Genomic DNA, 13,674 nt, shown 5'->3' on the forward strand with positions numbered 1-13,674 from the left:
TGGAGACTAAAGCGCAATCTCTGGAGGGGACGCGATGCCGGTTGGTGCGGCCGGCATCGCGCGGGATTCCGGTTATGCCGTCGAGGGAAGCTGGTTCAGGTGGTTGATCAGTTGCCGGAGGCGTCCGGCATTCCGTCGGTTGAACGAGAAGGTCAATCGCGCGAGATCCTTCAACCCCGGTTCATCGATTTCCTCGGGAAGCGACGGACGCTGCTCGAACGTCCCCTCCGTCAGCATATCGCTGAATTGCTGCTGCACTTCTTCAACCTGCGCCGCACTCAACGGGGTCTTCAGCCTGATGGCGAGCTGGCGGCCCACAAACCGGAGCGAGTGATAGCGCCGGTAGAACGTGCGGATTTCCGTGACGGCATCTTCGACATTGTCGACGATGGTGAAGAGCGAGAGATCTTCCGCGTTGATCAGGCGTCGCTTCAGCAATTGGTCGGTGATGAAGGAATTCCAGTGATCCCAGTAGTCGCACCCGGGCGCCTGAAGGCATACGATCGGTTTCGGGTCGCTCTTGCCGGTTTGCACGAGGGTCATGATCTCGAATCCCTCGTCATGGGTCCCGAATCCGCCCGGAAACAATGCAATCGCGTGCGACTCTTTTTGGAACATGAGTTTGCGGGTGAAGAAGTATTTGAAGGTGACGAGCTTCGGGTCATCGGCGATGACGGCGTTGGCGCCTTGCTCGAAGGGCAGCATGATATTCACGCCGAAACTATGCTCACGGCCGGCGCCTTCCTGCGACGCTCGCATGATGCCGTCTGCGCCGCCGGTGATGGTCATGTACCCCTCTTCCACCATTCGCCGGGCGAATTGAAAGGCCAGCTGATAGTTGGGATCGTCGGCCGGCGTGCGTGCCGATCCGAACACGCTGATCTTCAGTCGGTGCCGGTAGCCCTGGAATACTCGAAAGGCATGCCGCAGTTCCTTCAGCGCCCGATTCACGATTTTGAGGTCCAGGACATCCAGCTGCGATTCCGAGAGCCGGATCACACCCGCGAGAATTTCCTTCATGAGCGCGGCCTGGATGTCGTCGTCAGGACGGTCGAGCAGGGTGGTGAGTTGCGCGAGAATCTCCTCTTTGGTCGGGGTCGGCTTGGAGCGGGCGGCGGGGCTTTTCATGGATTGTCACCTAACGCACGGTAAACTCCTGACGCGTATCGTCGGAGAGAGCACGCATAAAAATCATAACAAGCTGATGCGAATGAAGCAAAAGATTCATGGAACGGAGCTTAGGAGAGGCCGGAGGCCCGCGGCAGATTTTGCAAGACCCAGGCGCGAATCTTCGACTCATCGGAGGAGGGAAGGGGCGCAAATTGGATGTCGACCCCGGGATAGGTCCCGAGCGCATCCCGGTCTTCGTGGAATTCGGGCTCGTAACTGCTGTTGAGAATGGTCCCACGCAGGGAGAAGCTCAAGTCTGTTCCTGGAAGCATAAACGAAAGGACGATACTCGTGCCGGGCAGCAGCAGCGTGCGGCTCTCGATGAACGCGCCGACGTGGCTCAGCTGTCGGATCGTGGCGAGGTGTTTCGCTCCCTCGCCTTCACCGTTGGTCACCCGGATAGTGGCAGGCAGGCAGGTTTCGCATCGCTTGGGGGCCAGGGCCAGGTCCCGCGCCGTTAGGATGCCGACTGGCTGGCCTTGTTTCGTGACGATCAATAGCGAGGCGCCGGTGGAGGCCATCACGCTGGTGGCGTCATCGAGGATCTGATCGCATTCGATGGAATGCACGGGCTTCGACATGATCGTGCGGACTTCCACGTCGTGCGGCTCCAGTCCCTGGGCGACGACCTTCATCACGATATCGGCGGAGGTCATGATGCCGAACGTGGTCTCACTATCTTTCACCAGCAGGCAGGGAATCCGCTCCCGGTCGAGGAGCAAGGCGGCTTCGCTGACAGAGACATCCCCGGGGACCTGTACCACGCCGGGTGTCATCATGTGGGCCACCATAGGGGTTGAGTAATGCGTCGGTTTGTCGCGGAGCATGGAGCCGGTTTTTGTCATCGGTTAAGCCTGTTTCTCGCCGTGAGAGGGGCTGACGTGTCGGCCCGGCGACCACCACGTCGAAAGGAAGTATACCAGATCGATTTGCCGGGTTAGGTTCCCCATCTTCCCTTGTCAACCAAGAGGTTAGGCGCTTAGACTGCACATGAACTATAGTCAGTATGGTTGCTTCAAAATATGCCAAACGCGATCTGATGCAAAGCGAATTCACAGAACGTGCGATCGGCCTTGCCACGCACGGTGTAGGGCTGTCGGTGGATGTCTATTCGCCTGACCTGCTGCACCTCGTCCATTCACTGCGGGACGCAGGCCTGCAGCCCGGGTATCTGGAGGTCTTCAAGGCGACCACGTCAGCCATGCAATGGGTGCGGCGGCACCTGCCGGACATGAAGCTTCCTTACCATGGCGAGGGCCTATGGGTCACGCAGCCGGATTTTCCTCGGAGTTCCTCCGGGACGCAAGGGGTTGCGGAGGCCTGCGCGCAAATCCTCGCCCTGGGGAGTGCCTGGCTCAATCACGAATGTGCGATGAAGCAGATGGTGGGGTATTCCTTCGGGACCTACCTGCCGCCGTTGTATACGGAATTGTCCGCCAGGATGACAGCCGAGAACCTGGCCTTTCTACAGGAACAGGTGGATGAGCAGGCGCGTCGTCATGGGACAGATCCTGCGCTCGTCCTCTTGGAAATGCCGCCGCTCACGTATTTTGGTTGCGGCTCTCTCGCGATTCCCGCCTTCTTCCGGGCCGTGACCGACCGCGTGGCCTGCGGTCTGGTGTTGGACATCGGGCATCTGTGGACGGTGTATCGTTACACGGGGGCCTGGCTGCGTCAGACGTTGGAGGCCTTTGCCGCTGAATTTTTAGACGCCTTCCCGATGGAACGGGTGATCGAAATTCATGTCGCCGGCTTGGCAGAATTCACGGCGCAGGGCGGTGCCCAGTACATGGTCGATGCTGAGGCCTTGCCCTACTGGATCGATGCCCATGGTGCTCCGATTCCGGAAGTCCTGTTCGATCTGCTGGCTCAGGTCTTGGCACATCCCCGCCTGACCTGCTTGAAAGGTGTGGCGCTGGAGGTCGATACGAAGCCGGTCGCTACCATCGTTACAGAGTTCCGCCGGTTTTGTGACCGATTTGAATCAATGGTCACCAGCGTGGTGCAGGCGGGCGCGGCTCAATCGCTCACGCGACCGGCGGTGGAACAACGCACTGGAACGCGGCAGCCTCTGACAATGGATGAGCAGGCGTCGCTACGCAATCAGTATCAGGGCTATGTCCGGTTCGTCACAACCGGCCAGGCCTTGCCGCCATCGGAACATCCGTCTCTGCTCGGTGGATCGCTCGATAACCTCGACCGGTATCGAAAGACTTATCTGCCCCACGAACTACTGCATTGGGGCGGTGAGCTGAAGGACATGTTTCCGCGGACCTGTAGCTTACTTATAGCAGCCCATCTCCCGTTGGAGCGGTTCGTTTCGTTCTGGTTCAGCCGGCCGAGGACTGACGAGCAAGATTATGATTTTTTCCTGCTGAAGATCGATCGGTTCGTCGAATTCGTCGCGCATGACTGTCCCTCGGCGGCCGTGACCGTGATGGAAGAGGCTGAGGAAATGCGGATGGCCTATCGCACGGCAAACGAACCGACGGAATCGGCTGAGGTGCGTGCATGAGTTTCTGGGCGACGCTGCCACAGCCTATTCTCGGATTGGCGCCGATGGATGGAGTAACCGATGCCGCCTTCCGGCGCGTGGTGGCCTCGCAGGGGCGACCGGACATCACCTTCACTGAGTTCACCAACGTCAATGAGATTTGTCGCGGACCGGACCATCTGCTGGACTCGTTGATTTACAGCGAGGCAGAACGGCCGATTGTTGCGCAGCTCTACGGCAAGGACCCGGATCAGTTTTATCGCGCGGCGCAGGTAGTCTGCGAACTGGGGTTCGACGGGCTCGATATCAATATGGGCTGTCCTTCGAAGAGTGTCGCGGCGTCAGGATCTGGCGCAGCGTTGATCAAGACGCCCGATCTGGCCCATGCCATCGTGCGCGCCGCCCGGCAGGGTTTGGAAGATTGGGCCGGCGGTCAATCGATTCACAGTCAGGGATTTAAACCCTCCCGCATTGAGTTTATTCATACGCTGAACCATAGCCGTTCCGGTGTGCCGGTCGTGCCGCGTCGGCTCCTACCGCTGTCCATCAAAACGCGACTGGGGTTTGATTGTGTGGTGGTCGAACGTTGGGTCGAACATTTGCTGGCGGCCCGTCCGGCGGCCATCACCCTGCACGGCCGGACGTTGCAGCAGATGTACCGGGGGGCGGCTGACTGGTCCGCCATTGCCGAAGCCGCCAAGCTGGCCCATGGTACCGGCACGCTGATGCTGGGAAACGGCGATCTCAATACCTTGGTCGATGCGATTCGACGCGCGGCTGAAAGCAAGGTGCAGGGCGTGTTGGTCGGGCGCGGTACGTTGGGCTCGCCCTGGTTCTTCCGCGAGAAAGAGCAGGCGCGGCGGGCGTTCAGCGAGCGGGATGACTTGTCCACATTGCCCGCCACGGCTTGGGAGCCGCCGGTCTCAGTGAGCCATCGCATGCAGGTCATGCTCGACCACGCCAGGCAGTATGAAGCGATTGCGGGGCTGGAACGGTTCCGGTCCGTCCGAAAGCATCTGGGCTGGTACTGCAAAGGATTTCCCCATGCTGCGGCGATGCGGGGCAAGATGTTCGGAGCGTCCAACGTGCAGGATGTCGAACGCATCGTGGCCGAGTTTTGCCAGGAGCTCATGCAGGCAGAGCGAGACGCGTCTGCTCCCACTCCGCTTGCGGCACAGCCCTCTTCCGTCTCCGCCGCGTAACCCATGCGTTTGATTCTCGCCTCCACCTCGCCAAGACGGAAGGAATTGCTGACCCTCCTGGGGGTGCGCTTCGACATTGTGGCCCCGCCGTTTGTCGAACAGGTGGCGCCGAATAGGTCCGCCGAGCAGCAGGCGGTAGAATTCGCGGTAGGCAAGGCCAAATCCTGCATCGAGCTGTTCCCCGATGCGCTCATCCTCGGCAGCGACACCCTGATCAGCCTTGGCTCGGAGGTGCTGGGAAAGCCGGCCGATTTGGCCGATGCTGAATCCATGCTCAGGCGTATGGCCGGACAGATGCACAAGATTTTCACTGCGGTTGCACTGGCGGGATCCGGCACTGAGTCCTGCGAGGTTCAGGTCGCCGAGGTATCGGTCACGATGAAACCCTTGAATGAAGAGGCCTTGGCCGCCTACCTGCGGACGGGGGACAGTCTGGGCAAGGCCGGCGCCTATTCCATTCAGGGTGGAGGTGCCGCACTGATCGAGCGGATCGAGGGCGATTACACGGCGGCCGTGGGATTGCCCCTTCGCATGGTCGCCGAGATGTTGCGCAAGCGTGGCATGTCCTGTCCGGTCGATGTCGATCAACTCTATGTTCACAAGCCCTATCCCAACTGGAATCGGTTCAATTCCTAGCCCGGACTATTCATGAATCCCTGCTCAGGCGTCCGATCCTCTCGCCCGGCGAGGCTGTTCTCGTTCAGCCTCCTCGACGGACTGCGAGTACGCCTGCGTCGACTTCACTGCGAGCAGCCTCGGCGGGCTTCCGTCTCGAACGCCTCGCGACGGCATTCGTGAATAATCCGGGCTAGCAGGCTTCCTGCCTGTTCAGCTGTGAGATTGAAAAGGCCTTCGCAATCCTTTTACAATGCGCCCTTGTTCAGTGACGCGTCAGGGAGGTACTCATGCGCGCGAATCATAGCAGGGCAGGTCGGCATCGTCGGTCCCATGGAGTCATCGGGCTTGTCGTCGGAGCAATGGTGGCGGTCGGCGGTCCCGCGTGGGCGATCGACGTCAAGTTGTCCCCCGAAGAGGCGAAGAAAGCCCTGGAAGCCGGGCGGGCACCGATGGAAAAGGCTAATTCCCCGGAGGACGTGAAGAAGGTGTTGCAGCAGGCCTCGATGGTGACGCGGGTGGGAGCGGATCCCGAGAAGGATCAATGCGGCGCGAGCGCCATCCTGCGCACCAAGCGGTATCGGCTGGAAGCGTTCGGTCGACAGGAAGCGGCGGAGTCGAAGAAGCAGAAAAAAGACGTGCGCATGCCCGAGGAGTTCATCCAGAAAGTCGTGGACATGCCGAACATGGAAGTGGAAGTGCAGCTCTGCGGCGACGATGAGTACTTTGCAGAGAAGGCCGACATCGTGTTCCAACAAAAGGGAAAGAATATCCGTCCGGTGGACATCAGCCCGGCCGATCGGGGCAGAAAAAACGAGGGCGCAGGCCCGGCTTATCGGTCGCGCTTCACGGCCCGGTTCGGATACGAGTCGTTTGATCCCAACGCCAAGACGACGGTGATCGTGACGTTGCAGGACGGGCAGACCATGCAATTCGATGCCGATTTTGCCAAAGTGAAATAGATGGCTCGCTCCGGTGCGGGCATCGCGCCCGCACCGGAATAGGCTGTGCTCTCACCAGTGTTTCTCTGCCGCTCGTTCACTCCATATTCTGCTCAGTGCCCGTTCCGGAACATCCAGGTTGAGTCGCCTTGTCGTGGGCATGCATAATGACCGACATGGACAGGGACGATCTGCTTTCCCTCTATCGTCAGATGTTGCTGATTCGCCGGTTTGAAGAAAAATCGGCGGAGATGTATGCGCTCGCCAAGATCGCCGGGTTTCTCCATCTCTACATCGGCGAAGAGGCGATTGCCGTCGGGGCCATCGCCGCGCTGAGGCCGGACGATTATGCGATCAGTGCCTATCGCGACCATGGACATTGTCTGGCCCGCGGCTCTGATCCCGGTAAGGTGATGGCCGAACTCTTCGGCAAAGCAACCGGGTTGTGCCAGGGCAAGGGCGGCTCTATGCATCTGGTGGACCTCGCGCACCGGTTCATGGGCGGTTACGCCATCGTCGGCGGGCACATTCCGTTGGCCACAGGGTTGGCTTTCGCGACCAAGTATCAGAAGCAGGATCTGGTGACCGTCTGTTTCTTCGGCGAAGGCGCCGTGCCGAGCGGCCAGGCGCATGAAGCCTTCAATCTGGCGGCCTTGTGGAAGCTCCCCGTGATCTTCATCTGTGAAAATAATCGATACGGGATGGGCACGCCGGTGCATCGGGCCGTGGCATTGTACGAAAACGTGGCGGAGGCGGCGCGTTCCTACGGCATCATGGCCGAGCGTGTGGATGGCATGGATGTGCTCGCGGTGCGGGCACTGATGCGGACGGTCGTGGATCAGGTTCGCGCCGGGCATGGCCCGTTTTTCATCGAGGCGATGACCTATCGGTTCATGGGCCATTCGATGGCCGATCCTTCGCATGGCCATTACCGGAGCAAGGACGAGGTGGAGGAACATCGCAAGCGGGATCCGTTGGTGTTACTCAAGCACCAGATCCTGAGCCTGGCGTTCTGCAGTGAAGCCGACTTTAAGCCGATTGAGCAGGAGGTCGGCGATATCGTGGCCTCGGCGGTGAGGTTCGCCGATGAAAGCCCATTCCCCGACCCTGCGAGCTTGCATACCGACGTCATGGCGGAGGACTAGAATCACCCATGCTGTTGTCCTACCGAGAGGCACTGAATCAGGCCATGCGCGAAGAAATGCGCCGCGATCCGCGCATCTTTTTGATCGGCGAAGAAGTGGGCTACTACCAGGGGGCCTTCAAGGTGACCAAGGGATTTGTCGAAGAGTTCGGACCGCAGCGGGTGGTGGATACGCCGATTACGGAGGCGGGTTTTACCGGCTTGGCCATCGGCGCGGCCATGGCAGGATTGCAGCCGATCGTCGAGCTGATGACCATGAATTTCGGAATCGTGGCGCTGGATCAGATCGTCAACAACGCCGCCAAGATCCGCTACATGTCGGGTGGCCAACTATCTGTTCCCATCGTGATTCGTGGCCCCGGCAGTGCAGCGCATCAACTGGGGGCGCAACATTCGCAAAGCCTCGAAGCCTGGTTTTGCCATGTGCCGGGGTTGAAGGTCGTCGCGCCGTCGACGCCACAGGATGCGAAGGGGCTGTTGAAGAGCGCGATCCGCGACCAGAATCCCGTGATCTTTATCGAAGCGCAACTGCTCTACGGCACGAAGGGCGAAGTGACGGAAGGGGAGTACACGATTCCCTTAGGTCAGGCCGAGGTGAAGCGCGCGGGGGCGGATGTGACCGTCGTGGCCTATTCCAAGATGTTGCTGGTAGCGATGGAGGCAGCGGATCAGCTGAGTCGTGACGGGCTCGATGTCGAGGTGATCGACCCGCGCACGCTCAAGCCCTTGGACCTCGACACGATAGTCACCTCGGTCAAAAAGACCGGGCGCCTGGTGATCGTCGAGGAAGGTTGGCGCTTTTGCGGACTGGGCGCGCAGATTGCCGACAGCATCTACACGGCGGCGTTCGATTACCTGGACGGCCCCATCGTTCGCGTGACCGGCGAGGAGGTGCCGATGCCGTATAGCCGTCCGCTGGAAGATGCCGCCATTCCGGATGTGCCGCGTGTGGTCGCTGCCGTCAAATCAGTCTGTGGTGCAGCATGAGAAGCGGTCGCCGTCTGATTCGAGCCGGTGTACGAAGATGGTCCGCATCCTGGAGGAGGATCCATGGCTAGTCGCGTCGTCATGCCCAAACTGACGGATACGATGGAAGAGGGAGTGCTGCTGGCCTGGAAGAAGCGCGAAGGTGATCAGGTGCATGCAGGCGAAGTGATCGCGGAGATCGAAACCGACAAAGCCGTCATGGATCTGGAAGCCTTTGCTCCCGGCATCCTGCGCAAGATTCTCGTGCGAGATGGGGAAACGGTGCAATCCGGCACGTTGATCGCGGTCATCGCCGAGTCTGATGAAGACATTGCCTCGGCCTTGTCAGACGGTGTGACGGCGGCGCCGTCGATCGGCAATGGTGCCAAAACCGGCGCCGCGCCGGGAGTGGCCCCTGCCCCAACTGCAGCGGCGCGTCCGGAGGGTGCGCGTCCATTCGCCTCTCCGCGAGCGAAAGCCCTGGCTTCTGAACGGGGCATCGATCTTTCCGCCCTTACGGGCAGCGGTCCTGGCGGGCGAATTGTCGAAGAGGATGTGATGCAGGCGACCGCTCAGCCTGCGCAGGCATTGCCTGCCGGAACGGATCAGCCGTTGAGCCAGATGCGAAAAGCCATCGCCAGGGCGACGGTGCAGAGCAAGGCGCCGGTCCCCCATTTTTATCTGACCGTCGAAATCGACATGGAGCAGGCGGAGCGGGTCCGCGATCAATTCAAGCAGAGTCGTCAGACCCATCCGTCCATCACCGATTTGCTCATCAAAGCATCGGCGCTGGCGTTGTGTCGGCACCCGGAGATCAACGTCTCCTTTGCCGGCGACGCGATCAGACGGTTCGAGCAGATTGATATCGGGGTAGCCGTCGGCATGGAGGATGGTTTGATTACGCCGGTGGTTCGAGACTGCGGGGCGAAAACGCTGGCCGAGATTTCGGTAGAAGCCAAGTCGCTGATCGAACGGGCCAGGCAGAAGCGCCTGCAGCCGAACGAATATACGGGAGCGACCTTTGCCATCTCGAATCTGGGCATGTTCGACGTAGACAACTTCATTGCCCTGCTCATGCCGCCGCAGGCTGCTTCGATCGCCGTGGGTGCGATTCGGGATGCACCGGTCGTGACCAAGGGGATTGTGACGGCCGGGCGGCGGATGAAGGTCACGCTGTCGTGCGATCATCGGGCGTTGGATGGATTGATGGGTGCGCAGTTTCTAAAAGAGTTCAAACGTGTGTTGGAACATCCGCAGGAACTGGTGGCTCCGGTGGTAAAACCATGAGCTTCATTCACATCGACCCTCGGCCGACTGCTGAAGAAAATCAGCCATCAGCCGTTAGCCCTCAGCCTTCGGCTGCTCAGCCACGCCGGCTGCCGCCCTGGTTCAAGGTCAAGCTTCAGACCGGTCCGGATTATCACGACATTCGCAAGACCATGGACCGGCTCAACCTCCACACGATCTGCGAGGAGGCGCGTTGTCCGAACATGTGGGAATGTTGGAACGCCCGCACGGCGACCTTTCTGATCCTCGGCGACATCTGCACGAGGCGTTGTCACTACTGCTCGGTCGCTACCGGTCGGCCGCATGAAGTGGATCGCGAGGAACCGTTGCGCGTGGCGGAGGCGGTCCAGGCCCTCAACTTGAGACATGCCGTGATTACGTCGGTGAATCGCGATGAACTGGACGATGGCGGCGCCTCCGTGTTTGCCGAAACCATCCGCCACATCCGGCGATTGATTCCCAGTTGCACGATCGAAGTGCTCATTCCGGACTTTGAGGGGAACGAAGCGGCGCTGGCCCTTGTCGCAGTTGAGAAGCCGGACATTCTGAATCACAATATCGAAACGGTGCGGCGATTGTTTCCGTCGATCCGGCCGCAGGGGAAATATCAGCGGTCGATTGAATTGCTGGACCGGGCCAAGCAGATGGGCATGACAACCAAGTCGGGATTAATCGTCGGCATGGGCGAAACGACGGATGAGGCGCGCGAAGTCATGCGTGATCTGCGTTCGGTTGAATGCGACATCATGACCATCGGCCAGTACCTGCAACCGACGAAGGAACATCTCTCCGTGGCGCGTTTCTACCACCCCGACGAATTCGCCGTGCTGAAAGAGGAAGGCCTCGCCCTCGGTTTTCGTCACGTCGAATCGGGACCGCTGGTTCGTAGTTCCTACCATGCGGAACAACAAGTGGCAGGATGTTGAAAATGGCCTCCGCCGTCGTCCTCGCATAGCTCAAGGCCTCAACGTACGACTTACTTGTACGCCTGGCCTTTCGTTCGTTGCAGCCTAGCCGGGCGACCGTTTTGAACATCCTGCCCAGTGCCAAGCATCCACTCATACGCCATTCGCTAGAAGCCATAGGCTCTTAGCAAAGCCGCTTGCCTACTCATAATGCAGCGCGTCGATGGGATTCATCCGCGAGGCTTTGTTGGCCGGATAGAGGCCGAAGAAGATGCCCACGGCGAGAGAGAAGAGGAAGGCCACGGCCACTGCTTGCGACGAGATGATCGTGGGCCAGCCGATGAGGCGAGTGAGGAGCCGCGCGCCGGCGATCCCGAATATTACCCCGGCCACCCCGCCGATCGCCGTAAGGATGATCGCCTCAACCAGAAACTGCAGCAGAATGTGGGCGCGTTTGGCGCCGACGGCCATGCGGATGCCGATCTCCCTGGTGCGTTCCGTCACTGAGACCAGCAAAATATTCATGATTCCAATGCCGCCGACCACAAGCGAAATGGAAGCGATGCTGAGCAGCATCACCATCATGGTCCGGCTGGCTCCGGCCACAGTTTTGGCGACATCCTCCATGGTGCGGATCGTGAAGTCGTTCTCTTCGGCCGGGTGAATCCGGTGTCGTGCGCGCAGGAGTTCTTTAATCTCCTCCACGGCAGCCGGGATGCTGTAGCGGTGCTGGGTGGCGACCATGATGATGCCGACCGTTCCGAGGAACTTTGTTCCGAGGACTTTTCGCTCTGCGGTCGTGAACGGCAGGACGACGATGTCGTCCTGGTCCTGTCCGGAGAGGGATTGGCCCTTGGAGGAAAGAATGCCGATCACACGCAGCGGCACATTCTTGACCCGGATCTGCGCCCCGATCACCTCTTCCCCGCGTTCGAATAGGTTGTCCGCGACGGTTTTTCCGAGCACCACGACTTTGGCGGCGGCGTCCTCATCTGCCTGGGTGAAGAAATTGCCGTCGGCTACCGGCCAGTTGCGAAGATCCGGGAAGGCGGTGGTGGTGCCGAGCGCGATGGTGTTCCAATTTTTATGTTCGTGGACCACTTGGAGGACCGATCGAGAGGCATAGGTGACGAGGCTGATATCGCCGATGCGTTTTTCGATGTCGCGCGCATCGTCCACGGTGAGGGTCGAGACCGAGCCGAGTCCGCCGCGGACGCCGCCCGTCGTGGTGGCGCCGGGGATGATAATGAGCACATTGGTACCGAGGCTGGCGATTTCACGCTGGACCGAGGCGGTCGCGCCCTGCCCGAGACTCACCATGCCGACGACGGCGCCGACGCCGATGACAATGCCGAGCATGGTCAATCCTGCGCGTAGCGGATTACGCCGCAGCACACGCAGGGCGGATTGAATGGTCAGCCAGAGAAAACTCATGAAATGCTCGTCACCGCATTTTCGGCCCGAACTCAAAGCCAGGCGGGAGTTTTTCTTGGGCGCTGTCTTCCGCCGACGCAATCCCCACGATGGCGGCATCGCCCTCGCGCGCCTCGCCGGTCGTAATTTCTGTGAACAGCGAGTCGGCAATACCTGTGCTGATCGGTGCCGCCCGCACACGACCTGTTGGCTCCAGCACCCAAAGCTGCGCCGTTTTGCGATCCACCGGCACGCCGGGCATACGAAATCGTAAGGCCGCGTTGGGGGCGCGGAGCGCATCTTCGTTGCGCGCCGTCACGATGGTGATGTTGGCCGTCATGCCGGGTTTGAGTTTGAGCTCGGGGTTTTCGACGGAGATGATCACGTCGTAGGTGACCACATTCTGGATGCTGACCGGAGCGTTCCGGACCTGCGTCACGACCCCGTGAAAAAACTCACGCGGGTACGCATCCACTCGAAAGTCGGCTGAGGTGCCCTCGCTGACGCCGCCGATATCCGATTCGCTGACATTGGCGATGACCTGCATGCGGGTGAGGTCCTGGGCGATCACGAAGAGGGTCGGGGTTTGAAAGCTGGCGACGACAGTCTGCCCTTCCTCCACGTTACGGGAGACGACGGTGCCGTTGACTGGCGAAATAATGGTGGTGTAACCCAGGTCCAATTCCGCAGACGACAGGGTGGCCTTGGCTTGGTCAACCTGTGCCTGAGACAGATCCACCTGTGCTTCGGCATCGCGATAGTTGGTTCTCGACAGATCCAGATCCGACTGGGCGACGAATTGTTGCTCCCGCAACGCAGCCATGCGATCGAGTTCGAGTGTTCTCTGTGCGAGCATGTTCCGGGCTTTGGCTAATGTGGCTTTGGCGCTATTGAGTGCGGCTTTGGCCTGGCTGACCTTGGCTTGATAGGGTTTCTGGTCGATGGAGGCGAGGACCTGGCCTTCCCGCACGATGGAGTTAAAGTCGGCGTAAAGTTTCGCGATCTTTCCGGAGACCTGACTGCCGACCTGCACGGAGATGACGGGGCTCACGGCTCCCGTGGCTGTGACCAGTGAGGTGATCGGGCCACGATCGACGGGGAGGGTCTTATAGTGACCGGCAACCGGGTCATTGGACCACCAATGCCACAATCCGAGAGCCAGGATCGCCAGAAGCCCCACCGCCGCGAGTAGAAGCGGTATCCGTCGCTTTCTGCCAGGAAGGGGGCCGGCGCCGACTCTGACAGGCACCTGAGCATGGCCCTGACCTTGCACTACCGGAACGGGAGCCAGCACGACCGGTGCCGGACGGGTGGTCGGCCGCGGATCCTGTTTCGAGTGATCTGACTCCATAGACGACCTCCCGTCTCGCCAGGGAAGACGCAAGAGAAGTGCCGTTGCGGGATGAGTGTACAACCCGATGAAGTGGCGTGCTCACCTCATAGGCTTGGCGGCTCGAAGAATGGTCCGCGAGTGACGTTGGGGCATTTCGCGACAGCAGGCGGCAATGACCTGCGGCAGGACGCCCCTTGACCGCCC

At 60.3% G+C, this 13,674-nt stretch carries 12 protein-coding genes; 8 read left to right on the forward strand and 4 right to left on the reverse strand.

Going from position 1 to position 13,674, the window contains the following annotated elements:
- Window positions 1–72: 72 nt before the first annotated feature.
- Window positions 73–1,128, reverse strand: coding sequence for an LOG family protein (locus NSND_RS15525; protein WP_080879854.1), 1,056 nt, complete (start codon window positions 1,126–1,128; stop codon window positions 73–75).
- 110 nt (window positions 1,129–1,238) lie between these two features.
- Window positions 1,239–1,949 carry a CBS domain-containing protein gene (locus NSND_RS15530; protein ID WP_159450818.1) on the reverse strand — a complete coding sequence of 237 codons (711 nt, stop codon included), beginning with the start codon at window positions 1,947–1,949 and terminating at the stop codon, window positions 1,239–1,241.
- A 227-nt stretch (window positions 1,950–2,176) separates the two neighbouring features.
- Between NSND_RS15530 and NSND_RS15535 the strand changes: the two genes are divergently transcribed.
- The 8 genes from NSND_RS15535 (at window position 2,177) to lipA (ending at window position 10,745) form a co-directional block, all read left to right on the forward strand.
- Complete coding sequence (locus NSND_RS15535) at window positions 2,177–3,685, forward strand: multinuclear nonheme iron-dependent oxidase (RefSeq protein ID WP_080879856.1); 1,509 nt, start codon at window positions 2,177–2,179, stop codon at window positions 3,683–3,685.
- On the forward strand, window positions 3,682–4,866 hold the full coding sequence (locus NSND_RS15540) for a tRNA dihydrouridine synthase (protein ID WP_080879857.1): 1,185 nt from the start codon (window positions 3,682–3,684) through the stop codon (window positions 4,864–4,866). Before NSND_RS15535 ends, NSND_RS15540 begins: the two co-directional genes overlap by 4 nt.
- A gap of 3 nt (window positions 4,867–4,869) precedes the next feature.
- Complete coding sequence (locus tag NSND_RS15545; RefSeq protein ID WP_080879858.1) at window positions 4,870–5,502, forward strand: Maf family protein; 633 nt, start codon at window positions 4,870–4,872, stop codon at window positions 5,500–5,502.
- 269 nt (window positions 5,503–5,771) lie between these two features.
- Window positions 5,772–6,443 (forward strand): hypothetical protein, encoded by a 672-nt coding sequence (locus NSND_RS15550; protein WP_143833582.1) that lies wholly within the window; start codon window positions 5,772–5,774, stop codon window positions 6,441–6,443.
- 155 nt (window positions 6,444–6,598) lie between these two features.
- Window positions 6,599–7,567, forward strand: a complete 969-nt coding sequence (gene pdhA / locus NSND_RS15555) for a pyruvate dehydrogenase (acetyl-transferring) E1 component subunit alpha (RefSeq protein ID WP_235000275.1) — start codon at window positions 6,599–6,601, stop codon at window positions 7,565–7,567.
- Between the two features lie 8 nt (window positions 7,568–7,575).
- Window positions 7,576–8,553 (forward strand): pyruvate dehydrogenase complex E1 component subunit beta, encoded by a 978-nt coding sequence (locus NSND_RS15560; RefSeq protein WP_080879861.1) that lies wholly within the window; start codon window positions 7,576–7,578, stop codon window positions 8,551–8,553.
- A 63-nt stretch (window positions 8,554–8,616) separates the two neighbouring features.
- Complete coding sequence (locus NSND_RS15565; protein ID WP_080879862.1) at window positions 8,617–9,819, forward strand: dihydrolipoamide acetyltransferase family protein; 1,203 nt, start codon at window positions 8,617–8,619, stop codon at window positions 9,817–9,819.
- Window positions 9,816–10,745 carry a lipoyl synthase gene (gene lipA, locus NSND_RS15570; RefSeq protein WP_080879863.1) on the forward strand — a complete coding sequence of 310 codons (930 nt, stop codon included), beginning with the start codon at window positions 9,816–9,818 and terminating at the stop codon, window positions 10,743–10,745. Before NSND_RS15565 ends, lipA begins: the two co-directional genes overlap by 4 nt.
- Before the next feature lie 180 nt (window positions 10,746–10,925).
- Here lipA and NSND_RS15575 read toward each other — a convergent pair whose 3' ends face one another.
- On the reverse strand, window positions 10,926–12,158 hold the full coding sequence (locus NSND_RS15575; RefSeq protein WP_080879864.1) for an ABC transporter permease: 1,233 nt from the start codon (window positions 12,156–12,158) through the stop codon (window positions 10,926–10,928).
- A 10-nt stretch (window positions 12,159–12,168) separates the two neighbouring features.
- Window positions 12,169–13,488 (reverse strand): efflux RND transporter periplasmic adaptor subunit, encoded by a 1,320-nt coding sequence (locus NSND_RS15580; protein ID WP_080879865.1) that lies wholly within the window; start codon window positions 13,486–13,488, stop codon window positions 12,169–12,171.
- Window positions 13,489–13,674: the final 186 nt, after the last annotated feature.

Origin of the sequence: Nitrospira sp. ND1, assembly GCF_900170025.1 — a bacterium.
Taxonomy (GTDB): Bacteria; Nitrospirota; Nitrospiria; order Nitrospirales; family Nitrospiraceae; genus Nitrospira_A.